Origin of the sequence: Paenalcaligenes sp. Me52 (assembly GCF_050487965.1) — a bacterium.
Lineage (GTDB): Bacteria > Pseudomonadota > Gammaproteobacteria > Burkholderiales > Burkholderiaceae_B > Paenalcaligenes.
In genome coordinates this window covers 309,180-335,156 of sequence record NZ_JBKQFO010000003.1, presented here as the reverse complement: position 1 = coordinate 335,156, position 25,977 = coordinate 309,180, and the positions used below count along the sequence as shown (strand labels likewise).

Below are 25,977 nucleotides of genomic sequence, written 5' to 3'. Positions count from 1 at the left end.
CGATGGAAATTCATCAAATCAGAGCTTTTGTGACCGTAGCGCGTCTAGGCAACGTGACGCGTGCAGCAGAAGCTCTGAATCTGACTCAGCCTGCGGTGACCACGCAAGTTAAAGCTCTAGAGCAGAGCTTAGGGGTGAGTCTTTTTGAGCGGGCAGCAGGACGCATGAGTTTGTCCAAAGCGGGTGAGCGTTTACTGGCCACCGCAGAGCAGCTACTGGTGCAGTCTAGACAACTGAAATCCGAAGCCAAGCAACTACAAGGTGAGCTGAATGGCGTGATTTCATTGGGGCTGCCCAGCGAGCACTTAGACTTTTTACGCTTGGGCGAGTTGGTCAATAAAATCTCTACCCAGCTTCCTTTAATTGAGCTGCAAACGCAGATCATGCCGGCAATGCAGTTGGAGGAGTATGTCAGTACCAGTAGGCTGACGGCTGCATTCAGCATTTCAGTATATCCGCCCAGAGACGTTAACTGGTTGCCATTACGTAGTATCAGTTATAGGTTAGTGTTGCCAAACAAAATGGCACAAGAAGTCAGCTTGGGTGGGTGGTCTGAAGTTGCCGCGTTGCCGTGGCTAGATGGTTCCCTTGGTAGTCATACGCATTTGTTATTGCGTGACGTATTTGAGAAACGAGCTCTCACCCCCAGAGTTATTTTGCACAGTGACGATCAGGCGCAAATGGATGCCTTGGTACGTGCAGGCTCTGGGTGTGCATTGTTGCGTGAAGAAGTAGCCCTGCAAGGCGTGCGGCAAGGTCACTTTACAATCTGGGGTAACGTTAAAATGGAAGCGTCGTTGGGGTTTATTACCCCACTGGAAAGTGTAGAGTCGCCGCTAACCGTGGCGTTGATCTCTATGCTGCAGCGCATCTGGCACCTGGACGGTGCCTCTACAACATGAGTAGTCATGACTAGTACACATATTTGGTTGATAAGGCACGGCGAAACCGCATGGAATGCAGATCGTCGTTTGCAAGGGTGGCAAGATATTCCTCTGAATGAGGTGGGTGAGCAGCAAGCCCATAATCTGGCAAGTTTCTTAGCGTCGGACAGGTTTGACGTGCAATTTGATCAGGTGGTGAGCAGTGATTTGCAGCGTGCTGCGCAAACTGCAGCCATTGCGTGTGCGCACACGGGGCTGGATGTGGTGCTAGATAAAGGCCTGCGTGAGCGTGGTTTTGGTGTCTTGGAAGGCCGTAGCTGGGATAGCTTTGGTGGCCGAGTACCTGATCAGCCAGGCGATAGCGCCGATCTCGCGCCAGAAGGTGGTGAGTCTATACAAACCTTTCAGCAACGAGTCTTAACTGCCGTAGAACAGTTGGCCTATAAGTACCCAGGCCAGAAGCTGGCTGTGTTTGCGCACGGTGGTGTGATTGATATGGTGTGGCGTAGATTGCTGCAGGTGGACTTGTACGCACCTCGGACACAAACTATTTTGAACACCAGTATTAACCATTTCAGCCTAAGCCCAAGTGCATCTGGTTACGACTGGACAGTGCAACGCTGGGGGCAAGCCTCGCATATTTCTGAAAATGCGTTGGATGATGTAGGTTAAAACTAGAGGTATAGATAAAAATAAACCCCGCCAAGGCGGGGTTTTATAGTGTTCTAAGGCTGTTGCGCCAACCTTTGAACGATAACCGCTGGGCAGGCGGTGGCTTTTTATTGTTGTAGTAAACGCATAACACTGCCTAGGGCAGTGTTGAACGTAAATTCTATTGTAAGCCTATTCTCAATGAAAATTTGATTATGGTTTATACCAAGAACTGAGAATAGTGTTGCATGTTACATGCTTTTATTCATAAGTCCTTGTTGTGCCATGAATACTGCTTGCCCGGATTGTAGCCCAGTCTTAAACTTTCGCCTCAGTTAGCGACTCTTTTCTTCCTTTTCCTATGTCTGATTCTTATTTTCCCCGCTGGAAGCGCGTATCTCACGTACAAGCGGATGGGGTAGTGCAGCCTGATGAGTGCTTGCCCGGCCCACAAAGCGTGGCGATGGCTGCACAGCACGTAGTAGCAATGTTTGGCTCTACTATCCTGGCTCCCCTGTTAATGGGTTTTGATCCCAACTTGGCCATCCTGATGTCGGGGATTGGTACATTGATTTTCTTTGTGTTCGTGGGCGGTAGAGTTCCTAGTTATCTGGGTTCCAGCTTCGCGTTCATTGGTGGTGTGATTGCCGTTACGGGTTATGCCGGTGTGGGTCCCAACGCCAATATAGGCGTAGCTTTGGGCGCTATCATCATGTGTGGTCTAGCTTATACCCTGATTGGGGCATTGGTCTGGGCCATGGATTACAAAGCTGGTCGCGCAGCAGCCATCATCAACCGTATGATGCCGCCTGTAGTGACGGGTTCCATCGTTGCAGTCATTGGTTTGAACTTGTCGCCTATCGCCGCCAAGAGTGCGATGGGTGGTGGCACCTTCGATTCCATGATGGCGCTGATGACGGTGATGTGTGTAGGTGGTGTAGCCGTATTCACCCGTGGTGTAGTGCAGCGCTTGCTGATTTTGGTGGGGATGATCGTAGCGTGTTTGTTGTACGCGATTTTCACCAACGGCATGGGCTACGGTGTGCCTATAGATGTAAGCGGTGTGAGCAATGCCAAGTGGTTTGGTATTCCTAGCTTTTCATCCCCCGTGTTTGATGTACAGGCCATGAGTGTAATTGTGCCTGTGGCCATCATTCTGGTCGCCGAGAACTTGGGCCACATCAAAGCTGTGTCTGCAATGACAGGCCAAAATCTGGACAAATACTTGGGCCGTGCCTTCGTGGGTGATGGTGTAGCGACGATGTTGTCTGGTTCGTTGGGTGGTACAGGTGTGACGACCTACGCTGAAAACATTGGCGTGATGGCGGCTACCCGTATTTATTCCACATTGGTGTTTGTGTTTGCAGCCATTATTGCGTTGTTCTTGGGCTTTTCACCTAAGTTCGGCGCGGTGATCCAAATGATTCCTGGCCCTGTGCTGGGTGGTATGTCGGTAGTGGTCTTTGGTTTGATTGCCGTAGCCGGTGCCCGTATTTGGGTAGTGAATCAGGTTGACTTCAGCCATAGCGGTAACTTGCTGGTAGCAGCTGTGACCTTGGTTTTGGGGGCGGGTAACTTCTCCTTAGACTTTGGCATGATCCGTCTGGATGGTATTGGAACTGCTACCTTTGGTGCCATTATCTTGCAGGCCATTCTAGGTCAGCGGCAAAAAACAGCCTAAGCCTTGCCGAGGGTTTTCCTGTAACGGTAGTGCTTGCAATTTCTAGTGCTTTTGCCGACAATGTATCCAACCGCCCCAAGAAGCTTGGGGCTTTCTTTTCGACTATTGAGCCGGTGCAGGCAGCACGTCACAGTCGGAAATTCCAGTGATCAGGGTAGCGAAAAACCCTGAAAAATGTAATGAGTGCGCCCCCGTAGAATGTGGGCGCTTTTTAATTGTTTATCAGGAATACTATGTCCGCGATCCCGTTGACAGCGCAGGGCGCAGAGCGCCTGCAGGCAGAACTGCACAGATTGAAAACCACCGAGCGTCCCGAGGTTATCAACGCGATAGCCGAAGCACGTGCTCAGGGTGACTTGTCTGAAAATGCCGAGTACGAAGCCGCGCGCGAACGCCAAGGTTTTATCGAAGGCCGCATCCGCGAATTGGAAGGCACGTTGTCCAATGCGCAGATCATCAATCCAGCAGAGTTGGATGCTGATGGCCGTGTGGTGTTTGGTGCTACCATCCAAATCGAAGATCTAGACTCAGGCGAAGAGCTGAGCTACCAAATTGTGGGTGATGTGGAAGCCGATATCCGCTCACTGCGCATTTCTATTTCCAGTCCCGTTGCTCGTGCCTTAATTGGTAAAAGCGAGGGTGACGTGGTGGAAGTTAAAGCTCCAGGTGGTGTACGAGAGTTTGAAATCATGCGCGTTCAGTACATCTAAGCCTAGGCCTAGAATCTGACGTAGATAAAAAAAGCCCATGCACTGTTGCATGGGCTTTATAATTTCAAAAGCAAATCAGTACGATTTAGCAGGTTTTCTAGGTTTGCTTAGGCTGCTAGGTGTACGCTTTCTGCTTTGTGTATCAGCTGTGGCTACACGGCTTGCAGGATTGGACGGCTGTCTAGAAGGTTTCTTCTTGGTTTTAGTGACGCCAACTGCAGCAAGTTTTTTAGGTGTGTAAGGCTCATTGGCTTTACGTACTGCACGGGTAGCAGGTTCGGACGCATCTAACAGGTCTGGACGTTCAACATTGCGTCGGTAGATCGTTAAGATTTTACCAATATGGTGAATAGGTTCGGCCTGAAGGGAACTGCAAATAGTGTCGAAGGCGGCAAGACGGCTTTCACGGTCATCGCCAGCAACACGAATTTTAATCAGTTGGTGTGCATTCAAGTGCACGTCGATTTCTTTCAGAACTGCATCCGATACGCCCTTGTCGCCAATCTGTACTACAGGGCGAAGGGAGTGGGCAGCGGCGCGTAAATCGTTGCGCTGTTGGATAGAGATATTTAATGTGGGCATAGCCAAGATTGTACGGGAATGGGCAAGAAAAAAACTTCAAAAGCGTGGGTGCAACAGCATATAAATGATCCTTACGTCAAAATGGCGCAACAAAAGGGTTATAGGGCACGGGCGGCTTTCAAATTGTTGGAGCTGATTGATGCAGAAAAGCTGTTGCGACCTGGCAACGTGGTGGTGGACTTGGGGTCTACACCGGGTAGTTGGTCTCAAGTGGCGCGTGAGCGCATGGTAGGGCCAGGTGGCATTATTAATGGCCGTATTATCGCATTAGATCTGTTAGAAATGGAGCCTATTGAAGGGGTGGAATTCATCCAAGGCGACTTCAGAGACGATGAGGTATTAGAAACTTTAGAAAAAACACTAAAAGGTGAAAAAGTAGACCTTGTAATTTCTGATATGGCCCCCAATCTATCAGGAGTAGCATCCGCTGATGCAGCGCGTATTGCCCACGTTTGTGAGATTGCTCTAGACTTTGCTGTGAATCACTTGCGTCCTGATGGGGCGTTAATTGTGAAAAGCTTCCATGGAAGCGGCTTCTCACAAATCGTGAAACTGTTCAAAGAGCACTTTTTAAATGTTGCTGAGCGTAAACCTAAAGCCTCACGTGACAAGTCATCAGAAACTTTTTTGGTGGCTCGTAATTTAAAGCTTTAGAGATGGGTTACACGCTTTTTTATCGGGTAGAATGAGACTTACGGTTTCTGTTCAGCAATATGTCAGTCATGGCGTTGGGCAGTTAAAGAAACAGCAGGAGGTTGGCATTGAACAACTCATTTTCTAAAGTTGCGATCTGGATGGTGATTGCATTGGTACTGTTTACTGTGTTTAAGCAGTTTGACAGTCGTCCAGCAACCACCGACGGCGTAACTTACACACAATTCATGAACGATGCCCGTGCCGGACGCGTAAGCAAGGTTGATATTCAGGGCGATACCCTGTTTGTTACCCCTGATTCGGGTCGCAGCTACACTCTGACATCGCCCGGCGACCTGTGGATGGTACCTGAGCTGGTCAAAGCGGGTGTGCAAGTGTCTGGGAAAGCGCGCGAAGAGCCTTCTTTCTTGGCTAGCATTTTCATTTCCTGGTTCCCAATGCTATTGCTGATTGGGGTGTGGATCTTCTTTATGCGTCAAATGCAGGGCGGTGGTAAGGGCGGAGCATTTAGCTTCGGTAAATCCCGTGCTCGCATGCTGGACGAGAATACCAATCCTGTGACGTTTGCTGACGTGGCTGGTTGCGATGAAGCCAAAGAAGATGTGCAAGAACTGGTAGATTTCTTACGCGATCCAACACGCTTCCAGCGTTTGGGCGGTCGTATTCCTCGCGGTATTTTGATGGTGGGTTCACCTGGTACAGGTAAAACCTTGTTGGCTCGTGCGATTGCGGGCGAAGCCAAAGTACCGTTCTTCAGCATTTCAGGTTCCGACTTCGTTGAGATGTTTGTTGGTGTGGGTGCTGCGCGTGTGCGTGACATGTTTGAGAACGCCAAGAAACACGCACCTTGCATCATCTTTATTGATGAGATCGATGCGGTAGGTCGTCAGCGTGGTGCAGGTCTGGGCGGCGGTAACGACGAACGTGAACAAACCCTGAACCAATTGCTGGTAGAAATGGACGGTTTTGAAACTGGCCAAGGCGTACTGGTAATTGCTGCAACTAACCGCCCTGACGTATTGGATCCAGCATTGCTGCGTCCAGGTCGTTTTGACCGTCAAGTGGTAGTGGGTCTGCCTGATATTCGTGGTCGTGAGCAAATTCTGCACGTGCACATGCGTAAAGTGCCTTTGGCAGGTAACGTAGATGCACAAGTGTTGGCTCGTGGTACACCTGGTTTCTCCGGCGCTGACTTGGCTAACTTGGTGAACGAAGCAGCATTGTTCGCGGCACGTCGTAATGGTCGTACCGTTGACATGCAAGACTTTGAAAAAGCCAAAGACAAGATCATCATGGGTGCTGAGCGTCGTACGATGATCATGCCCGAGGAAGAGCGTCGCAACACGGCTTACCACGAATCTGGTCACGCATTGGTAGCACGTTTGTTGCCAAAAACTGATCCGGTTCACAAAGTGACTATTATTCCTCGCGGTCGCGCCTTGGGTGTGACCATGCAATTGCCAGAACAAGATCGTTACAGCATGGATAAAAACCACCTGCTGAACATGATCGCAGTATTGTTCGGTGGCCGTATTGCTGAAGAAGTGTTCATGAATCAGATGACCACGGGTGCTTCTAACGACTTTGAGCGTGCTACACAAATTGCACGTGACATCGTGACTCGTTACGGTATGACTGATTCATTGGGTCCTGTGGTGTATGCAGAAAACGAAAACGAAGTATTCTTGGGTCGCAGTGTGACTAAGACTACTAACGTGTCTGAAGCTACAATGCAGAAGGTTGACCAAGAAATTCGCAAGATCATCGATGAGCAGTACAACATTGCTCGTAAACTCATCGAAGATAACAGCGATAAAATGCATGCTATGGCGAATGCTCTGTTGGAATGGGAAACCATCGATGCAGAACAAATCGAAGACATCATGCAAGGTCGTGAGCCACGTCCTCCAAAGGACTACACTGACAAGAATGCCGGTGGCAAGTCGGATGAAAATCCTCCTGCTTCAGGTGCAAAACCAGCAGAGGATGGAAGTTCAGCCGCCACTACACCGGTTTAACCTCTATACTGTATTTCCATGAATCAAACATGGCTTTGCGGGCGTTTCGAGTTAAGTCTCGAACGCCCGTTATTGATGGGTATTGTGAATATTACGCCCGACTCCTTTTCGGACGGCAATGCCCACTATCGTACTGACTTGGCACTGGAACATGCCAAGAAACTCATTGCCGACGGCGCAGATATTCTGGATATCGGTGGCGAGTCTACCCGACCAGGCGCCGAGCCGGTATCTATAGAAGAAGAGCTGCGACGCGTACTGCCAATCATTGAAGGCTTACGTGCGGCAAACATCCCCCTATCCGTAGACACCTTCAAGCCCACTGTGATGCGTGCTGTGCTAGATGCGGGCGCCGACATCATCAATGATGTGGCTGGCTTTCGCTCGGAAGAGGCCTTAGCAGCGGTACAAGGTAGTCGTTGTGGTGTGTGTGTGATGCACATGCAGGGCGAACCCAAAACTATGCAGCAAGCGCCACAGTACGACGACGTACTGGACGAGGTGCGGCGATTTCTGATGCATCAGGTGCAGCGCTTGCGTACTGCAGGTTTGCGTCCTGAACAGATTATGTTGGACCCTGGGTTGGGGTTCGGTAAAACGGTAGAGCAAAATTACCAGTTGTTACGCTCGTTGCCCCAACTCCTGCAGGAAGGCTATCCTGCGTTAATAGGCCTATCACGTAAATCCATGATTGGACATGTGGTGAATAGACCTCCCATGGAACGTGTAGCGGGTAGTTTGGCTGGCATGTTGGCCGCAGTGCGGTACGGTGCTAGCGTATTACGAGTACATGATGTTGCTGCGTCGGCAGATGCTTTGCGCGTCTGGAGAGCGGTAGAGACCGGAGTAATTGATGAGCGCACGTAAATATTTTGGTACGGATGGCGTACGTGGTTTGGTAGGTGGTTCCACCATTAATGCAGAGTTTGCCCTACGTTTGGGCTATGCAGCAGGTAAGGTGTTTAGCCGCTCTTTGCATACAAAGAACAACAGACCAACTGTCATTATTGGTAAAGATACTCGTATTTCTGGTTATATGCTGGAGTCAGCATTAGAGGCTGGTTTGTCAGCCGCTGGGGTGGACGTGTTGCTGGCGGGGCCTGTGCCTACACCTGCAGTAGCTTACCTGACACGCACCTTGCGTTTGACGGCAGGTATTGTGATCAGCGCTTCTCATAACCCGTATCACGATAACGGCATTAAGTTTTTCTCTAGCCAAGGCATGAAGTTGCCCGATGAAATAGAGTTGGCTATTGAGGAAGCATTGGATTCTCCGCTGGATTGCGTGTCTTCTGACAAACTGGGCCGCGCCCGCCGTTTAGAAGACTCGGCGGGGCGTTATATCGAATTTTGTAAAAGCACATTCCCCAATGAGCTGGACTTGTCGGGTCTGAAAATTGTGGTGGATGCTGCTAACGGTGCTGCTTACCATATTGCTCCACACGTCTTCCGAGAGCTGGGTGCAGAGGTGCACGCTATTGGTTGCGAACCCGATGGTTTCAATATCAATGCAGGGGTAGGTGCTACGCATCCAGAGCATTTGCTAGAGGTGGTACGTGAGCTAGATGCTGACCTTGGCATAGCGCTAGACGGTGATGCCGACCGTTTGCAGATGGTTGACCGTTCGGGTAAGCTTTATGACGGTGATGAATTGCTCTATATCATCGTGCGTGATCGCATGAAATCACGCCACGTGAAAGGGGTGGTTGGTACCTTAATGACCAATTTCGGTCTAGAAAAACGATTACGTGAGTTGGGGGTGTCGTTTGCCCGCGCCAACGTAGGGGATCGTTACGTCTTAGAGCAATTGTTACAAAGAGGCTGGTTATACGGCGGCGAAAGCTCAGGGCACTTGCTCTGCTTGGATTACCACACCACGGGTGATGGTATTATTGCCGCTCTACAGATACTGACCGCGCTTCGTCATGACAATTGTCAATTGGCTGACTTGGTTGCAGACCTTAAAATGTATCCGCAGATCATGGTCAATGTAGTGTGGGAGCAGGGAAGGGATTGGCGACAGCATGAAGGGCTGGTACAAGCCAAGAATGAAGTGGAAGCAATGTTGGGTGATCAAGGGCGCGTATTGATCCGAGCTTCCGGTACAGAACCCAAGCTACGCCTGATGGTGGAAGCCGAAACGGCTGAGCTCACCGAGGCTGGCATAAATAAACTACAGTCGGTTGATGTTACAAAATAGACATATAGATATCAAGAACCTGCAATATCAGCAAGGCATGATAGAACAAACGCTTTGGAGGCCACAATGCTAATTCCAAGAAAGTCTGTTTCGCAGGGGAAGATCACTCAGTCGGTCTGGAGCAATCCAGAAGCCCGGGGCATACAGCTTAGGCTGGTGCAAACACCGGAAGAGCTGAGGGCTGTGCAAAAGTTACGCTACGATGTGTTCACTAGCGAAATGAATGCAGTCTTTCCTAGTGCCGAGTTAGGGCTGGATATAGATAAATACGACGAACACTGCATTCACTTTATGGTGGTGGATGAAGAGAAAAAGCAGGTGGTAGGTACATACCGCATGCTGATGCCCGAAGGTGCGAAGAAAGTAGGGGCGTATTACTCTGAGTCTGAGTTTGATATTTCAGCACTCGATAATATTCGTGACAGTGTGGTTGAAGTTGGGCGCTCTTGTATACACCCAGCCTATCGCAATGGCGGCGTCATTATGTTGCTGTGGACAGGTATCGTCTCACTGACACACCAAGCTGGTTTTCGTTATTTGCTGGGTTGTGCGAGTGTGAGCTTGCGTGACGACGGTGTAACGGCAGCAAAAGTCTGGCGTGAAGCCAAAGACTTTATGGAGCGTAATCCTAACGTAGTACGCTTACAGCCTTTGCATCGCTACCCAGTAGAGAAACTTAACAGCCAATTGCCAGCACGTATTCCACCACTGATCAAAGGGTACCTGAACTTAGGTGCTCAAATCTGCGGTGAGCCTGCATGGGATCCTGACTTTAATACAGCGGATTTTCCTATTCTGTTAGATATGGAAGAAATGGATATACGCTACAAACGTCACTTTGGTATTGCAGACGAAGAGTAAATAAAAAACCAGGCAAATGCCTGGTTTTTTTATGCCGCACGATACGGTTTACTTGGTGGTTTTGAGTTTGACGCTCAGTAAGCCTGTACGCTCCCATTGCTGCTGTTCAGTACGCAGGGCGAACTCGGATAATGGACGGGCGGCTAGCCAGTCATTATTTGTGTGTATGAGCAGTTTTTCTGTGGTGTTTTGCAGGTGCAGAGGAAGTTCCTCTAGGTCTTCACGTCGGCGCATCAACATGACGGCCAAGCGTAAACAGAGCAGTGCCTGCCAGTGAGTAGGTTCTGCGTCAAAAGAGGGCAGTTTAGTGAGCTTGCTTTGATGGCCTCGGGTTAAGAAGGCCAACAGAATCTGGTCATCTTTGGAAAAACCAGGCATATCTGCATTTTCCAGCACATAGGCAGTGTGACGGTGATAATCACTGTGCGCGATGCTTAGGCCTACTTCATGCAAGGATGCTGCCCAACCCAGCGAGCGACGTAGTTCTTGATTCTCTTGGTTATTCGCCAGCGCTAACTGATCAAACAAGGTGAGTGCAGCAGTTTTAACGCGTGTGGCCTGCTTGATATCCAGATGGTAGCGTTTGCTTAGCTGTATAACGGTTTCTTCACGTTTATCACGTTCAGAATCACGTCCAAGCAGGTCGTAGAGCACACCTACACGTAACGCACCTTCACCGGGTAACATGAGCTTGATTTTCAGCTCTTGGAACACCGCAATCATGATTGCCAGACCAGCCGCTAGCACCGGAGCACGGTGCGGCTTGATATCGGGTAGCTCGCTAACTTTGACGGTGCGGTCACGCACCAGTTTAGCTTTAAGCTGTTCCATGCCTTCCAACGTAATGCCTTTTTTAGACATCTCGGTGGCTTGCAAGATGGCAATAATGCCTTTGGCTGTACCTGATGAACCATATGCTTCTTGCCAGCCGGTTTTGCGGTATTGCTTGGCAATGCCTTCCAGTTCGTTACGCGCCGCCAGAATGGCTTTCTGCATGCGCACTTCGGTAATGGTGCCGTCTGGGAAAAAACGGTCGGTATAGCTCACACAGCCCATGGATAACGACGACAGCAGCATGGGCTGAAAGCCTTTACCAATAATAACTTCCGTAGAACCACCGCCTATATCAATCATCAGGCGTCGGTTAGGGGAAGGAGGCAGCTCATTGCTGATACCAGAGAAAATCAAGCGAGCTTCTTCGTAGCCGGAGATCACTTCAATGGGGAAACCCAAAGCGTTCTCGGCGGCTTCAAGCAAAGCCTGACGGTTTTTGGCAACGCGGAAGGTGTTGGTGGCGACTGCACGTACTCTATTGGGGTGAAACCCAGCAATACGCTCATGAAAGCGTTTCAGTACGGAGACTGCACGTTCAACCGCTTCAGGATGTATGCGTTTGTCTGCGCTCATACCAGAGGCAAGACGTACGGATTCATTCAAGCGATCTACCGCATAGATCTGAGCATGACCATTATGTTGTTCCACTCTGCCTATAGACAGGCGAAAGCTATTTGAACCCAGGTCAACCGCTGCGAGTAGTTGTTCCATTATCTGTGCTTAGTGCTGACAATTATTATGCGATTATACGTATAAGCTACCAACTATGGCACGGTAAATATCAAGCAAACTATAGGGCTGTAAAAAGCACATACACCTTCTTTATTATGAACTTTCATAAAACTGTCAAAATAGCAGTGTAAAAAGTGTGACAACGGCAACGATGAGTACCTTTTGAACTATGCTCCCTTCTCCTGATGCGATTTTTTTAAATCGCGAACTTTCCCTGCTGAAATTTAATGAACGCGTGATGGCCATGGCGGAAAACCCCACAGTGCCATTGCTGGAGCGACTGCGTTATCTCTGTATTGTGAGCTCGAATCTGGACGAGTTTTTCGAAATTCGAGTGTCCAGTCTTAAAGAGCAAATCCTGCAAAAAAACAATCACGTGGGCGAAGATGGTTTTACACCACAGCAAGCCTTCGAGAAAGTGCAGCAGGCCGCTCACGTGCTAGTTGATAAACAAAATAAGCTGTTGGTGCATCATGTGCTGCCGCAGTTGATGGAGGAGGGCATTGGTTTACTAATGCCTAATACCTGGACAGATGAGATTCGTGAGTGGGCTTACGAGACCTTTAGCCGCGAAATCATGCCGTTGCTCACGCCCATTGGCTTGGACCCGGCACATCCGTTTCCACGTGTGTATAACAAGAGTCTGAATTTTATTATTCAGTTAAGTGGTTCAGACGCGTTTGGACGCACAGGTTCTATTGCCATTGTGCAAGCGCCTAGAGCATTGCCACGATTAATTGCTGTGCCACCAGAAATTGCTGGTATTCCACATGGCTACATGTTGCTGACGTCGTTGATTAAGGCGTTTGTAGGCGAGCTGTTCCCTGGCATGCAGTTGGATGGCGTGTATCAGTGGCGTGTGACGCGTAACAGTGATTTGTTTGTGGATGAGGAAGAGGTCACTAACTTGCGTCAAACCTTGCAAGGGGAGTTGTCGCAGCGTAATTTCGGTGCGGCTGTACGCTTGGAAATAGACTTATCTGCTCCGGCAAATCATGCAGAGTTCTTGCAGCGCGAGTTTAATTTAACAGAAGCCGACACCTACAGAGTGTTGGGGCCTGTGAACTTGTCTAGGCTGTCTAGGTTATGTGATAACGACGATAGGCCTGATCTGTTGTTCCCGCCATATCGGGCCCCTGTGCCGGCTCCTTTTGATAAGTTAGATGACGACCCCAGCGACTTTTTTAATCTGCTGTCTAAGTCTGACCAGCTATTGCATCACCCGTATCAATCCTTTTCGCCTATCTTGAGTTTCTTGCGAGCTGCTGCTTTAGACCCGCATGTGGTGGCGATAAAACAAACTATTTACCGTACTGGTGAAGACTCCGAGCTGATGAGTGTGTTGCTGATGGCAGCCAGAGCCGGTAAGGAAGTAACGGTAGTGGTAGAGCTCATGGCGCGCTTTGACGAGCAGACCAATATTAATTGGGCAGCACGTCTGGAAGAAGTGGGCGCGCACGTTAGTTACGGGGTAGTAGGGCACAAAACACACGCCAAAATGGCATTGGTGCTGCGCCGTGAACAAGGGTTGATTCGTCGTTATGGTCACTTGGGCACCGGTAACTATCACCCACGTACAGCTAAGTTGTACGAGGATTTTGGCTTGCTGACTGCTGACAATGCGATTTGCGAAGACATGGATAAAGTTTTCGCACAATTAACGGGCTTGGGAGCGCGTCGCAATTTGACGTGTTTGTTGCAGGCACCATTTTCTTTGCACGAAGCCATGATTGCTCATATCCACACAGAGCGTGATAACGCGCTGGCGGGCAAAAAAGCCAAAATTATGGCGAAGATGAATTCGCTGTTAGAGCCGCGCATCATCAAAGCGTTGTATGAAGCCAGTCAGGCGGGGGTGAGTATCTCGTTAGTGATTCGCGGTATTTGTGCCTTGCGCGCAGGTGTGCCTGGGCTGTCTGAGAATATTCAAGTGCGCTCTATCGTAGGGCGCTTCCTAGAGCATTCACGCGTGTTCTATTTTTACAATAGCGGTGAAGAAAACGTGTATTTGTCATCTGCAGATTGGATGGAGCGTAATTTCTTCCGTCGTGTAGAGCTGGGCGTGCCTGTATTAAACAAGCGCGTGAAGCGTCGTGTGATCACCGAGTCCTTTACGTATTCGATGAAAGACAACCAGTTGGCATGGAAAGCCTTGCCTGATGGTAGATATGTACGCGTAAAAGGCCGTGGTAAAGCCGTGAACGTTCATCAGTTGTTGATGGATAAGTTAGGGCCAGGCAACAATAAATCCTAAGATGTCTACATGTCATGAACATGTAATATTTGGGTTTTACTATAGCTATACGTGCAGGGATGTGCCTGTATAACCAAACGAATATCCATCTCGAGGGTGTCTAGATGTTGAAACGAGTTTTTTCTAAAGTGGCTGTGGCCGTTACGTTCGGCGCTCTGGCTGTGTCGGCACAAGCAACTAATATCACAGGTGCTGGTGCATCTTTCCCTTTCCCAATTTACGCTAAATGGGCTGCCTCCTACCACACTGAAACTGGTAAGCAAGTGAACTACCAGTCCATCGGTTCTGGTGGTGGTCAACAGCAGATCATTGCAAAAACTGTAGATTTCGGTGCGTCTGATGACCCGATGAAAAGCGATGCTTTGACTGAAAACAACTTGCTGCAGTTCCCTGCCATCATTGGCGGTACCGTGCCTGTAGTAAACGTTGAAGGTGTGGCTCCTGGTCAACTGCGTTTGTCCGGTGAAGTATTGGCTGACATCTTCTTGGCAAAAATCACTAAATGGGATGACGAAGCGATCAAAGCACTGAACCCAGAGCTGACATTGCCTTCCACATCCATCATTGTGGTACACCGTTCTGACGGTTCCGGTACAACATTTGGCTGGACTAACTACCTGTCCAAAGTATCCAACGACTGGAAAGAGCAAGTTGGTGAAGGTAAAGCTGTTAAATGGCCTACAGGTCAAGGTGGTAAAGGTAACGAAGGTGTTGCCGCTTACGTACGTCAGTTGAAAAACTCCATCGGTTACGTTGAGTACGCTTACGCCAAACAGAACAACCTGTCTTGGACACAGTTGCAAAACAAAGATGGCCAATTCGTACAGCCTTCCCAAGAGTCCTTTGCCGCTGCTGCTGCAAATGCTGATTGGAACAGCGCACCAGGTATGGGTGTGATCCTGACTAACGAAACAGGTGCTGACTCTTGGCCTGTAACGTCCGCTTCCTTTATCTTGGTACACAAAGTGCAAGATAAACCTGAAAACGGTAAAGCTGTGCTGGATTTCTTCAACTGGGCCTTCGAGAATGGTGCTCAGCAAGCTGAAGAACTGGATTACGTAGCCTTGCCTAAAGAAGTGACAGATAAGATCAAGGAAAGTTGGGCTGCAGAGATCAAAGCAGCTGATGGCACAGCTATCTGGAAATAAACAGCTTTTGCTTCAAGTTGTAGTGTAAAAGCGTAATTCTTCAAGGACGGTTCCAACCTGTTAGGTGGTTCCGTCCTTGTTATGTGACAATTACGCTTTGTTAATTTGGGATACGTGTTGGTGTCCCGTACAATTTACACAAAAATGGGGCACGATCCCGAGACGCTGTTATGAAACAAACCCAGAATTCTTTCTTGGATGCCATATTCAAGAACCTGACCCGCTCTTTTGCTTTCCTAGTATTTATCCTTCTTGCTGGGATCATGGTGTCCCTGATCTACGGTAGTAGGGAATCTATTGCAGAGTATGGTCTGTCTTTCCTCTGGACCAATGAGTGGGATCCTGTACGTAATGAGTACGGTGCATTGGTACCAATCCTAGGTACGATCGCAACATCCTTTATCGCACTGCTGATAGCCGTGCCAGTATCCTTCGGGATTGCGATGTTCTTGACCGAGCTGTCACCAGTTTGGTTGCGTCGTCCACTGGGTACAGCGATTGAGATGTTGGCGGCTATTCCGTCCATCATCTACGGGATGTGGGGGTTGTTTGTATTTGTGCCCCTGTTCCAAGAATATGTGCAGCCAAGCCTGATTTCCTTGTTTGAGGGTGTGCCAGTATTGGGCGCTATCTTTGCAGGGCCACCCTTTGGTATCGGTGTGTTCACAGCAGGTTTGATTCTGTCCATCATGATTATTCCGTTCATCACCGCCGTTATGCGCGATGTGTTTGAACTGGTGCCTTCCTTGTTGAAAGAGTCTGCCTACGGTTTGGGTAGCACCACATGGGAAGTTACCTGGAAAGTGGTATTGCCCTTTACCCGTAACGGGGTAATTGGTGGGGTGATGTTGGGGTTGGGTAGAGCCTTGGGCGAAACCATGGCAGTAACCTTTGTGATTGGTAATGCCTTTAACTTGCCAAATTCCATCTTCGCGCCATCCAACTCCATCGCGTCTGCGTTGGCGAACGAATTTAACGAAGCGGGCGGTATGCAGAAATCGGCATTGTTAGAGCTGGGCCTGATTCTGTTCTTGATCACCACCGTTGTGTTGGCCTTGTCCAAAGTAATGTTGCTTCGCTTGTCTAAGAGCGAAGGTAGCAAAACCTAATAGGAAGGCGACATTATCATGACTACAAAACCAACTTCTATCCTGAATCTGAACAACTCGGTGTACAAGCGCCGTTCCGTGATCAACAAGCTGATGCTGACGCTATCGTTTATTGCGTTGATCTTTGGTTTGTTCTGGTTGTTCTGGATCATTATCACACTGCTGGTCAAAGGCGCTTCGGCACTGAGCTTTAGCCTATTTGTAGAAGCTACACCGCCTCCAGGTAGTGATGGTGGCTTGCTGAATGCCATTTTGGGTAGCTTTATGATGGCCGGTATGGGTACGTTGATCGGTACGCCCATAGGTGTATTGGCCGGTACATACTTGGCTGAATATGGCCGCCGTGGTTGGTTGGCTCCAGCAACGCGTTTCTTGAACGACGTTCTGCTGTCAGCCCCGTCCATTATTATTGGTTTGTTTATTTACGCTACCTATGTGGCACAAGTAGGTCATTACTCGGGTTGGGCGGGCTCGCTGGCTTTAGCGATTCTGGTGATTCCTGTGGTGGTGCGTTCTACTGATAACATGCTGCAGTTGGTACCTAACAGCTTGCGCGAAGCCGCTGCTGCATTGGGTTGCCCACAGTGGCGTGTGGTCACAGCGATCTGTTATAAAGCGGCTCGCTCAGGCATTATCACTGGTGTTCTTCTGGCTATTGCCCGCATTATGGGTGAAACTGCGCCGCTGCTGTTTACTGCTTTGAACAACCAGTTTATGTCCATGAACATGAATGGCCCTATGGCCAACTTGCCAGTGGTGATTTTCCAATACGCGGCAAGTCCTTTTGAAGACTGGAACCGTCTGGCATGGGCCGGCGCTGTACTTATTACCTTGTTTGTGCTGGGCATTAACATTCTTGCCCGCTCGCTGTTCCGCAACAAGTAGATTGAACCGGAGTAACCATGTCAGAACAGACAACGACTATGCAAAATTCGAACACTAAGCTGGAAATCAAAGATCTGAATTTTTACTACGGTGGTTTCCATGCGTTGAAAAACGTCAACATGTCCATCCGTGAAAAGAAAGTGACGGCGTTTATTGGCCCATCCGGTTGCGGTAAGTCTACCTTGTTGCGTACCTTTAACCGTATGTTTGAGCTGTACCCAGGCCAACGCGCAGAAGGTCAAATCTTGCTAGATGGCGAGAACCTGCTGACGTCTAAGCTGGATATCTCCTTGATCCGCGCCAAAGTAGGTATGGTGTTCCAGAAACCAACGCCATTCCCAATGAGCATCTACGACAACATCGCTTTTGGCGTGCGTTTGTTTGAGAAGCTTAGCAAAGGTGAAATGGACGAGCGTGTGGAATGGGCGCTGACCAAAGCAGCGTTGTGGAATGAAGTGAAAGACAAACTGCACCAGAACGGTAACAGCTTGTCTGGCGGTCAGCAGCAGCGTCTGTGTATTGCTCGTGGTGTCGCGATCAAACCAGAAGTATTGTTGTTGGACGAACCTTGTTCTGCGCTGGATCCTATCTCTACCGCTAAAGTGGAAGAGTTGATCGCTGAACTGAAAAGTGATTACACCGTGGTGATCGTAACGCACAACATGCAGCAAGCTGCGCGTTGTTCCGATTACACCGCCTACATGTACTTGGGCGAGCTAATGGAATTCGGCGAAACCGATCAAATCTTTGTGAAGCCTACTCGCAAAGAAACTGAAGACTACATCACAGGTAGATTCGGTTAAGCTGCGACACGGTGTGTAGAAATAAAAAACCTGCCAGAGTTAATGCTCTGGCAGGTTTTTTTATAAAGACTACGCTGGTGTATCAATACTTCTGCTGCACATCATACACATTACGCAGCGCTTGCCCAGCTTCAAAGTGCTGAATTTGTTCAGACACATAGTGGATGCTGGCTTCTAATGTGGCATTTGCGGCTACGTGTGGGGTGGTGATGACGCTAGGGTGCTGCCATAGCCACGAATCGGCAGGTAGGGGTTCTTGTTCAAACACGTCTAAGAACGCATAGCTCAAGTGCTGGGAATCTAGCACGGCACGTAAGTCATCGGTTTTCACATGTGCGCCACGACCTACGTTAATCAGGCTAGCGCCAGCAGGAAGTTGTGCTAACGTGCGCTGATTCAGAATATGGTGTGTGGCATCGGTGCGGGGCAATAAACATACCAAGATGTGGCTGCGTGATAGAAAGTCAGCGAGCTCTTCTTGGCCGGCATAGCATTCCATAAAGTCATGTTCATGGCGTGAGCGTGACCAGCCAATCACCTTAAAGCCACTGCGATGCAGTTGTTGGGCAGTGTGCAAACCAAAGTTACCTAACCCCATAATCCCCACCGTTGTGTTAGCGATGCTGCGGGGGATTTCGTAGTCTTGCCATTGGCTTTGTTGTTGTGCCCGCACGGCGATGGGGTAGCGGCGTACGCTCATCATGCTGCACATCAACACGTGTTCTGCCATTTGTTGGGTAGCTTCTTGCGTGTGCATACGTACCAACGGCACGTGCCATGGGTAATGTGGGTCGCGGGTGATATGTTCCACACCTGCACCAGTGCTAAACACTACTTTTAGATTGGGTAGTGATGCTAAGAAGCCAGGCTCAGGGCGGCATACCATTGCGTACTGAATGCTTTCTACATCCAGATTGGGATCGTTCCATAACGCTATAGGTAGGTTAGGAAGGTGCTGCGCAAACTGGTGACGGTAATCGTCTAGGGTTTGGGTACTGTATTCGGGTTTGGCTACTAGGGTCATAACTTACACAATAAAAACTTAATTCCAGCGGCCACCAGAGCCGCCAAGGCTGTGTCTACCAGCGCCTTGTAGGGCTATGCACAGGCTGCCAATTAAGAACAGGGCTTGAAGTTCAATACGCCAGCCACCGCTACTGTTTAGGCTTAGGAATTGATGGCTATGGGCTAACCATAAAGCAAAAAGCATACTTACAGTAGCCAGCCAACCTGCTAGGCGTGTGTAGAGGCCTGTAATCATGAGTAGCGGGGCGATGATCTCGCCTACAAAAACACCCCATGCCAAATAGGGGGGCAATCCTTTGTTAATTAACAGTTGCTCGATGCCACTGACTCCATAAGAGAGCTTGTGTAGGCCATGCAGCAAGAGTAAGACGCCCACACCTAAACGTAGCAGTAGTTTGGCCAGATCGTCGGATGAAGAAGAGGACATAATAAGCCTTTGATTTGCGGAGGTGCTGACCGTTATAGGCCAGCTTTTACTAGGGGACTAGCGCTATTATAGAGAGTTCATACACAGGGGTTGCCGCAGAGTAGGTAATTCTCTGTAAACAAGTTGACGAGGAGAAAAGCATGATAGAAACACAGGAAGTGTTACGTAATCTGGCTCCGTCGGGCGTACTGCGTGTGGCCATGAATTACGGAAATCCCGTGTTGGTGCAGCGTGGCGAAAGTGATAGCCAGCCACGAGGCGTGGCCGCAGACTTAGCCAGAGCGGTAGCAGAACGTTTGGGTGTGACCCCTCAGTTTGTCAGTTATGACGCTGCAGGCAAAGTGGTGGCCGGGCGTGAAAAAGATGAGTGGGATTTGGCATTTTTAGCCATAGATCCATTGCGTGCCCAAAGTATTCAGTTCACTGAAGCTTACGTACAAATAGAGGGCACTTATATGGTGGCAAACGATGCGCCATTTACCCACGTAGATCAATTGGATCAAGCAGGTGTGCGTATAGCTGTAGGGCAGGGCGCGGCTTACGATTTGTTTTTATCCCGCCATTTGCAGCATGCCAGTTTAGAACGAGCTCCCACTTCAGCGGCTGCGATGGATCTGTTCGCAGAACAGCAATTAGAAGCGGCTGCGGGGGTGCGTCAGCCTTTGCTGGCCTATGTGGCTGAGCATCCTGAATATCGTGTATTAGAAGGGCATTTCACGGCTATTCAGCAGGCAATGGCTGTCCCTAAGGAGCGTCAACTGGCCTATGATTGGTTAGTAGGCTTTTTGCAGGATATGAAACACAGCAACTTCATACGGGCAGCTCTGGAACGGAGCGGCCAATCAGCGGAGATAGCAGCACCATGACAACACAAACAATGAATGCTTTACAGTCACAATGGCAACAGGGTAAAGGCCCTATTCGCCGCCAGCCAGAGACTGTAGTGCGCGTGCAAGCATTGCTAGAGTGCTTGCATACAGAGGGAAAATTGCCAACGGTAGAAGCTGGCTATAAATTGCTGATGGCGGCTGATAAAGTCAGCTGCATGGCTATGAGCATCGTGGCTCACATGACCTATGCGCAGCGCATCAATTTGTCGGGTGCGCCGTTACAGGCCGAAGATTTCAAACCAGTGCCTGAAGGGCATACCGGTGGTGCTCTGAATATGGTGCCTGCCTTTGTGGCCTATCTGGTTGCTAATGCGCTCACAGGCAATACCCGTTCGTGGTTGATGGGGCAGGGGCATTGCGTGGCAGCAATCGAGGCTATTAATGCACTAACAGGCGATGTGTCCTCGTACCAGAAAGGTAGGTATGACCGCAGTGAAGCTGGATTAGCCCAGCTAATGAAAGATTTCTACAGCTACGCAATGGATGCAGAGGGTCACGCCTCTGTACCGCTGGGTAGCCATGCAGGTCCAGCAACAGCAGGTGCCATTATGGAAGGTGGTTACTTGGGCTTTGCGGGTCTGCAATATGTGCACATGCCTGTGCCAGGCGAAAGCGTAGTCGCTTTCTTGAGTGATGGTGCATTTGAAGAGCAGCGCGGTGCAGATTGGGCACCACGTTGGTGGCGCGCCGAAGATAGCGGCATGGCTATCCCTGTGATGGTATTGAATGGCCGTCGCATTGAAGAGCGTACGCAAATTGCACAAGAGGGTGGCGCACCGTGGTTGGCTGAAGACCTACGTCACAATGGCTTTGATCCTATGATCGTCGACGGTAGGGACCCGGCTGCGATTGCATGGGGAATTCTCGAGGCCGAGCATAGACTGGCTAACTTTATTGCTCAGCCCCAACATCAGTACCCTGCGCCGTTGCCGTACATCATTGCAGAAACTGAAAAAGGCTTTGGTTTTGCAGGTGCGGGCACCAATGCTGCTCATAACCTACCGTTGGGTGGTAACCCTTCTAAAGACCAACATGCGCGTGATGCGTTTAATAACAGCGTCGGCGCACTATTTATTCCTGCAGGCGAGCTGGACGAAGCCTTGGCATGTTTGGATAATCATCAGCAGCAAAACCGCGTGAAAGAAAGCCAGCATGCGCTGGTAGATCGTCATCCAGAAAATATTACGTTGCCAGTGTGGAAAGGGGAGACCGTCGGTAAAGTGGCATCTCCTATGCAAGCGCTGGATGATTGGTTTTTGAGCGTACTGGATGCCAACCCAGACGTACGTGTACGTATTGGTAATCCAGATGAACTGGCCAGTAATAAGATGGGCGGCACCTTGCAGCGTTTGCGTCACCGTGTGAACGAACCCGAGGCAGGTGTACCTGAAAGCGTGTTGGGTTCGGTGATTACAGCACTGAACGAAGAGGCTGTTGCAGCCGCTGCCTTGGCGAACAAAATAGGTCTGAATTTAATTGTGACCTATGAAGCCTTCGCAGTAAAAATGCTGGGTATCTTGCGTCAGGAAATTATCTTCTCCCGTCGTCAGCGTGAAATGGGGCAAAGCCCTGCGTGGTTGTCGGTGCCACTGATTGTGACATCCCACACCTGGGAAAACTCCAAAAACGAGCAGTCGCACCAAGATCCAACGATTGGTGAGGCCTTATTGGGCGAAATGTCCGATACATCCCGTGTGCTGTTCCCGGTAGACGGTAATACCGCGATTGCCGCGATGAGTAATGTGTATCAGCACCGTGCTCAAGTGGCGACCTTGATTATCTCTAAGCGTGATACGCCTAACCGTTTTGATGCTGATACTGCAAAGAAATTGGTGGAAGCAGGGGCATGGCATTTGGTAGGTACGCCAGAATCCGCTGAGGTGCAGTTGGTGGCCATGGGGGCGTACCAACTAGAGGAAGCCTTAAAAGCGCATGCTTGGCTAGAAAAGCAGGGGCGCAACAGCTGCGTAACTGTGATTATGGAGCCGGGTCGTTTGCGTGTGCCTCGTGACAAGCTAGAAGCACAAAGCGTGTTGGATGATGCTACCTTGCAGCAGTTGTTCCCTGTGGGTATGAAGCGTGTCTTGCTGACCCATACGCGGCCTGAGCCTATGTTGGGGGTATTGCGTAGGTTAGACAGCGGTGTGGCTGGTACGCGCGCATTGGGCTACATCAACCGAGGCGGTACTTTAGATGTCTTCGGTATGTTGTTTGCCAATCGTTGTACATGGGCGCACGCGGTAGATGCTGCTGCTGAGCTATGTGGTTGGGACAGAACTCAGCTGCTAGAACCACAGCATCTACTTGCGTTGGATGGCAAAGGTAAGCCTTCTGATCTAGATCATCCAGAGGTGTAAAAAACTTGACCCTGACACAGTAGGAAGCTTTAGGCTGTCAGGGTCAAATTTTCAGGAGTGATCATGACACGTTTAGCTTCCTGTGTGCTGGCTTTAGCCGCACTGGTTCCTGTGGGTTCTGCGATAGCAGCACCGGCAACATTAGAAGCCGTGCTGCACAAAGATCCATGGTGCGGCTGTTGTAATGCCTATGCTGATTATTTGGAACAGCATGGTATGACCGTAACGCGCGTGGATCATGCTGATATGATGCCCGTCAAACAGCAGCTAGGCACAGATCAAGCGCCTAGTTGCCACACGGTAGAGTTAGATGGTTACGTGATAGAGGGTCACGTGCCTGTGGCTGCAATTCAGAAGCTCTTGGCTGAGCGTCCTAAGGCGGTAGGTATTTCGGTACCAGGTATGCCGCAAAACTCACCCGGCATGGGGCCAGAGATTCCAGGCACGTTGCCCGTGTATTTGCTGGATGAGTCCGGTAAGGTGGTTGCGGAGTACGGGCGCTTCTAATGCGGTACCTGTGAACCTTGCTGAGCCGTAAATAACAAAGCCTCTGTGTAAAAACAGAGGCTTTGTTTTTGGCCGTATGTTTCAGCCATGAAAAAAGGGATTACATCGTGTGATGTAATCCCTTTTTAGTATTGGTCGGGGCGATAGGATTCGAACCTACGACCCTCTGGTCCCAAACCAGATGCGCTACCAGGCTGCGCTACGCCCCGAAGAATTAAATATTAACACGGTCATTTTTAAAAAGAAAGCTTTTTATGGAACTAAAGCTAAACCGATGCGTAATTGGGGTTCGCTTTTGTGTCTGTAGCCCAATAAAGTCTCGCCATAACCGCGATAATACTGCAGGTACAAATAGCCGTTCATCCCGCTATACAGTCGTTTCAGGGGCCATGAGGCATCCAGCTGCATAGAATTTCGTCCGTGGTGACCTTGTCTATACGTACCTGCTAATTTCAGGCCATTATCTTGTGCCCAGCTCACTTTCCAGTCCACTCTACCCAAATAATCGGGGTAGTCACCGTTTTCGCTCATTGCAAAATAGGCTTTTACACGTGGACTGAACTTCAATGTGCTGCCGCCATCGAAGCGGTAGGCAAATTCAGGCTGTATGTAGAAATCATTTAACGAACGCGAGTCATCACCATCTTTTCCGTTGGATGCGTGCTCTACACCCGAGTTCAGACCTACGAAGAAGCGATTGTTTGCACTGTCCCACATGCGTTCTTTGTACCAGAACACGCTAGGGTTGTAGGTAGTGTCTACAAACGGCAGTGAGTCAGAGCTTAAATCCCACAGCGATGTTTGGGTATAGCCAGCATAGAAGTGATCCATGAAGCTATCTTGTGTTGGGTCGGTGGGGTTGAACAGGCGGTATTTAAAGCTCAGTTGGAAACGCGCATTGGTTTCAGGTCTAGTGCCCAACACAAAGTAAATAGGTTCATACAAAGAGATCGCATTGCGGAAGTTCTCAAATGCTGATGTACCCACTGGAGCATGCGCGGTTTGTGTTACCGAAGGGCCGTAGCCTTGCGTAGCGCCAGCTGCTCGTACACTGGTCTCATCCAGCACTGGGTCTTGGGTTTCGCCAGGAGCGGCTGCTCCGGCATTCACCACAGGAGTTTCAGCTAACGAGGCTAGTAACGGGTTAGGATCACCACGGCTAGTATCCAGCGCAAATAAATCCGGTGCACCTTCAACGCTAACGGCTTGAACGCCATTTACAGCCGTAGGAACAATAGCCGTCCAGTTGAAAATAACAAAGTTATTTACTGGCACATCAACGGGTTTGCCTTGCGTTTGCAAATACGCCAAGCTGCGTGTGACGGAATCTTTGCCTCGCCATTGCATGACTAAGTTCTTAGGCGGCGTCCAGCTAAGCGGTGCGCTGCCATCATTGAACAAAATGGCGCGTACGGTGACTGTTTCACCTGGAGCAGCCTGATTTTCTAAAAGTGAGTAACTGATACCAGCCTGAGCGGTGGTTAAACCTAGCACTAACGTCAGTAACGCAATACTGAGGCGGCGTAGAACTAAAACGAAGGAAGTCATTATAAAGACAGGAAGATAAGGGTTACAGCGTAGAATGACTGCACCAGTATATAGCGTTTAGGTGCCTGATTTTGTTGGTTTCCTTACGCGCCTAGGTGACTATTTGTACACGCTAGGTGTGAATGTTGCATTCTAGTCAGAAGTACAGTGCAATAATGCTGTCTTGAATTACTCCTTTTTAGATGCTCTAGCGATGATACCCATACTGATGTATCACCAGATCGGTGAGCCCTCACCACGAGGCACATATTTGCGCGGTGCTACAGTGCATCCACGCCGCTTTGCAAACCAAATGCGGTTGTTGAAAATGCTGGGTTATACCGGTGTGAGCATGCGTGATGCCTTGCCGTATCTGCGCGGAGAAAAACAGGGCAAAGTCGTTGCACTAACCTTTGATGATGGTTACGTGAACGTGCTGGAAAATGCGATGCCTGTGTTGTTAAAGCACGGCTTTACCGCAACGAATTACATGGTGTCTGGGTTGCAAGATAACGGTTGGGCTCAGGCTAAAGGGGCTTTACCTTCTGAGCTGATGAACGCCGATCAAATGCGACAGTGGCATGCCGCAGGCCTTGAGGTGGGTTCACATACCATTGACCACGTTTATATGACCAAAGTGGGTAAAGAGGAAGGCGTACGTCAGTTGCGGGAATCTAAGTCGGTGCTGGAAGACATTACCCAAGCGGAAGTGCAGTCATTTTGTTATCCCTTTGGTGATGAGTCTGTGGAAGTGCGTGAGTGGGTGAAAGAGGCTGGTTATAGCAACGCCACGGCAACATTTCGTGGTTTAGCGCACGCAGGGGATGATATGTTTGCCTTACCGCGTGTGTCTATTTTGCGCTCCACACACCTTTTCAATTTCTGGCAAAAGTGCTGTACACCACGCGAAGAGAAGAAGCGTCAGCAGAATGCTCAGCGTTGATACGCGTAGAGCTTTCTTTTGCGCCTAGCTTCACGCTATAATCCCTGATTCACCGGAGTTCATCTCCTGAAACGCGTCCATAGCTCAGCTGGATAGAGCACCCGCCTTCTAAGCGGGCGGCCGCAGGTTCGAATCCTGCTGGACGCGCCATAATGCTGTAAATTGAAGTACGCTAATGCCATTTAAACCCGCGCCAATAAACGGTTAGCAGGTTTTTTTTTGGCTGCTGATGTACGGTAAGGTACGTTGACATATACCGTCATGTGACGGTACTTTAGACGGTATCTGATAAAT

At 49.6% G+C, this 25,977-nt stretch carries 23 protein-coding genes and 2 tRNA genes; 19 read left to right on the top strand and 6 right to left on the bottom strand.

The features are described from left to right. Positions 1-2: 2 nt before the first annotated feature. From ACLO87_RS15830 to greA, 4 genes are all read left to right on the top strand, one after another. A complete protein-coding gene (locus ACLO87_RS15830) occupies positions 3-902 on the top strand; it encodes a LysR family transcriptional regulator (RefSeq protein WP_135863943.1) in 900 nt (299 codons plus the stop codon). A 6-nt stretch (positions 903-908) separates the two neighbouring features. Next, positions 909-1,556, top strand: coding sequence for a histidine phosphatase family protein (locus tag ACLO87_RS15825; RefSeq protein WP_135863944.1), 648 nt, complete (start codon positions 909-911; stop codon positions 1,554-1,556). A 340-nt stretch (positions 1,557-1,896) separates the two neighbouring features. Then, the gene (locus tag ACLO87_RS15820) at positions 1,897-3,216 is read left to right on the top strand and encodes a solute carrier family 23 protein (protein WP_430224229.1); all 1,320 of its coding nucleotides are present in this window, start codon (positions 1,897-1,899) and stop codon (positions 3,214-3,216) included. A 233-nt stretch (positions 3,217-3,449) separates the two neighbouring features. Next, positions 3,450-3,926, top strand: coding sequence for a transcription elongation factor GreA (gene greA / locus ACLO87_RS15815; RefSeq protein ID WP_135863948.1), 477 nt, complete (start codon positions 3,450-3,452; stop codon positions 3,924-3,926). Positions 3,927-4,001: 75 nt separating this feature from the next. Here the strand turns inward: greA and ACLO87_RS15810 are convergent, their stop codons facing one another. Continuing rightward, positions 4,002-4,508, bottom strand: coding sequence for a YhbY family RNA-binding protein (locus ACLO87_RS15810; RefSeq protein WP_135863950.1), 507 nt, complete (start codon positions 4,506-4,508; stop codon positions 4,002-4,004). Positions 4,509-4,526: 18 nt separating this feature from the next. Here ACLO87_RS15810 and ACLO87_RS15805 point away from each other — a divergent pair, with 18 nt between their 5' ends. From ACLO87_RS15805 to ACLO87_RS15785, 5 genes are all read left to right on the top strand, one after another. Beyond that, positions 4,527-5,162, top strand: coding sequence for an RlmE family RNA methyltransferase (locus tag ACLO87_RS15805; protein ID WP_135863952.1), 636 nt, complete (start codon positions 4,527-4,529; stop codon positions 5,160-5,162). A 107-nt stretch (positions 5,163-5,269) separates the two neighbouring features. Further along, positions 5,270-7,180: an ATP-dependent zinc metalloprotease FtsH gene (ftsH, locus tag ACLO87_RS15800; RefSeq protein WP_135863953.1), complete on the top strand. Its 1,911-nt coding sequence runs from the start codon at positions 5,270-5,272 to the stop codon at positions 7,178-7,180. 18 nt (positions 7,181-7,198) lie between these two features. Then, positions 7,199-8,047 (top strand): dihydropteroate synthase, encoded by an 849-nt coding sequence (folP, locus tag ACLO87_RS15795; protein WP_135863955.1) that lies wholly within the window; start codon positions 7,199-7,201, stop codon positions 8,045-8,047. Then, positions 8,034-9,380 (top strand): phosphoglucosamine mutase, encoded by a 1,347-nt coding sequence (glmM, locus tag ACLO87_RS15790; RefSeq protein WP_430224228.1) that lies wholly within the window; start codon positions 8,034-8,036, stop codon positions 9,378-9,380. Before folP ends, glmM begins: the two co-directional genes overlap by 14 nt. Before the next feature lie 66 nt (positions 9,381-9,446). Then, positions 9,447-10,241, top strand: a complete 795-nt coding sequence (locus ACLO87_RS15785) for a GNAT family N-acetyltransferase (RefSeq protein ID WP_135863959.1) — start codon at positions 9,447-9,449, stop codon at positions 10,239-10,241. Between the two features lie 48 nt (positions 10,242-10,289). Here ACLO87_RS15785 and ppx read toward each other — a convergent pair whose 3' ends face one another. After that, entirely contained in the window at positions 10,290-11,786 is a 1,497-nt protein-coding gene (gene ppx / locus ACLO87_RS15780) for an exopolyphosphatase (RefSeq protein ID WP_430224227.1), read from the bottom strand. 190 nt (positions 11,787-11,976) lie between these two features. Here ppx and ppk1 point away from each other — a divergent pair, with 190 nt between their 5' ends. From ppk1 to pstB, 5 genes are all read left to right on the top strand, one after another. Further along, a complete protein-coding gene (gene ppk1 / locus ACLO87_RS15775; RefSeq protein WP_430224226.1) occupies positions 11,977-14,061 on the top strand; it encodes a polyphosphate kinase 1 in 2,085 nt (694 codons plus the stop codon). Between the two features lie 104 nt (positions 14,062-14,165). Beyond that, positions 14,166-15,209: a phosphate ABC transporter substrate-binding protein PstS gene (gene pstS / locus ACLO87_RS15770; RefSeq protein WP_430224225.1), complete on the top strand. Its 1,044-nt coding sequence runs from the start codon at positions 14,166-14,168 to the stop codon at positions 15,207-15,209. Between the two features lie 170 nt (positions 15,210-15,379). Further along, positions 15,380-16,318 carry a phosphate ABC transporter permease subunit PstC gene (gene pstC, locus ACLO87_RS15765; RefSeq protein ID WP_135866727.1) on the top strand — a complete coding sequence of 313 codons (939 nt, stop codon included), beginning with the start codon at positions 15,380-15,382 and terminating at the stop codon, positions 16,316-16,318. A gap of 18 nt (positions 16,319-16,336) precedes the next feature. Beyond that, complete coding sequence (pstA, locus tag ACLO87_RS15760; protein ID WP_135866729.1) at positions 16,337-17,203, top strand: phosphate ABC transporter permease PstA; 867 nt, start codon at positions 16,337-16,339, stop codon at positions 17,201-17,203. 17 nt (positions 17,204-17,220) lie between these two features. Continuing rightward, a complete protein-coding gene (pstB, locus tag ACLO87_RS15755; RefSeq protein ID WP_135866731.1) occupies positions 17,221-18,006 on the top strand; it encodes a phosphate ABC transporter ATP-binding protein PstB in 786 nt (261 codons plus the stop codon). A gap of 82 nt (positions 18,007-18,088) precedes the next feature. Here the strand turns inward: pstB and ACLO87_RS15750 are convergent, their stop codons facing one another. Both ACLO87_RS15750 and ACLO87_RS15745 read right to left on the bottom strand, forming a co-directional pair. Then, positions 18,089-19,030: a 2-hydroxyacid dehydrogenase gene (locus ACLO87_RS15750; RefSeq protein ID WP_430224224.1), complete on the bottom strand. Its 942-nt coding sequence runs from the start codon at positions 19,028-19,030 to the stop codon at positions 18,089-18,091. Positions 19,031-19,048: 18 nt separating this feature from the next. Beyond that, positions 19,049-19,459, bottom strand: a complete 411-nt coding sequence (locus ACLO87_RS15745) for a DoxX family protein (protein ID WP_430224223.1) — start codon at positions 19,457-19,459, stop codon at positions 19,049-19,051. A gap of 140 nt (positions 19,460-19,599) precedes the next feature. Between ACLO87_RS15745 and ACLO87_RS15740 the strand changes: the two genes are divergently transcribed. From ACLO87_RS15740 to ACLO87_RS15730, 3 genes are all read left to right on the top strand, one after another. After that, entirely contained in the window at positions 19,600-20,325 is a 726-nt protein-coding gene (locus ACLO87_RS15740; protein ID WP_430224222.1) for an ABC transporter substrate-binding protein, read from the top strand. Further along, on the top strand, positions 20,322-22,706 hold the full coding sequence (locus ACLO87_RS15735) for a phosphoketolase family protein (protein ID WP_430224221.1): 2,385 nt from the start codon (positions 20,322-20,324) through the stop codon (positions 22,704-22,706). Before ACLO87_RS15740 ends, ACLO87_RS15735 begins: the two co-directional genes overlap by 4 nt. A 63-nt stretch (positions 22,707-22,769) precedes the next feature. Continuing rightward, the gene (locus tag ACLO87_RS15730; RefSeq protein ID WP_135864365.1) at positions 22,770-23,213 is read left to right on the top strand and encodes a DUF411 domain-containing protein; all 444 of its coding nucleotides are present in this window, start codon (positions 22,770-22,772) and stop codon (positions 23,211-23,213) included. 132 nt (positions 23,214-23,345) lie between these two features. Here the strand turns inward: ACLO87_RS15730 and ACLO87_RS15725 are convergent. Together ACLO87_RS15725 and ACLO87_RS15720 are read right to left on the bottom strand one after the other, a co-directional pair. After that, positions 23,346-23,422: transfer RNA gene (locus tag ACLO87_RS15725), tRNA-Pro, on the bottom strand. A gap of 43 nt (positions 23,423-23,465) precedes the next feature. Beyond that, complete coding sequence (locus ACLO87_RS15720) at positions 23,466-24,761, bottom strand: phospholipase A (RefSeq protein ID WP_135864364.1); 1,296 nt, start codon at positions 24,759-24,761, stop codon at positions 23,466-23,468. Positions 24,762-24,969: 208 nt separating this feature from the next. Between ACLO87_RS15720 and ACLO87_RS15715 the strand changes: the two genes are divergently transcribed. Together ACLO87_RS15715 and ACLO87_RS15710 are read left to right on the top strand one after the other, a co-directional pair. Then, positions 24,970-25,683, top strand: a complete 714-nt coding sequence (locus ACLO87_RS15715) for a polysaccharide deacetylase family protein (RefSeq protein WP_430224220.1) — start codon at positions 24,970-24,972, stop codon at positions 25,681-25,683. Positions 25,684-25,756: 73 nt separating this feature from the next. Next, a tRNA-Arg gene (locus ACLO87_RS15710) sits at positions 25,757-25,833 on the top strand. Positions 25,834-25,977 lie beyond the last annotated feature (144 nt).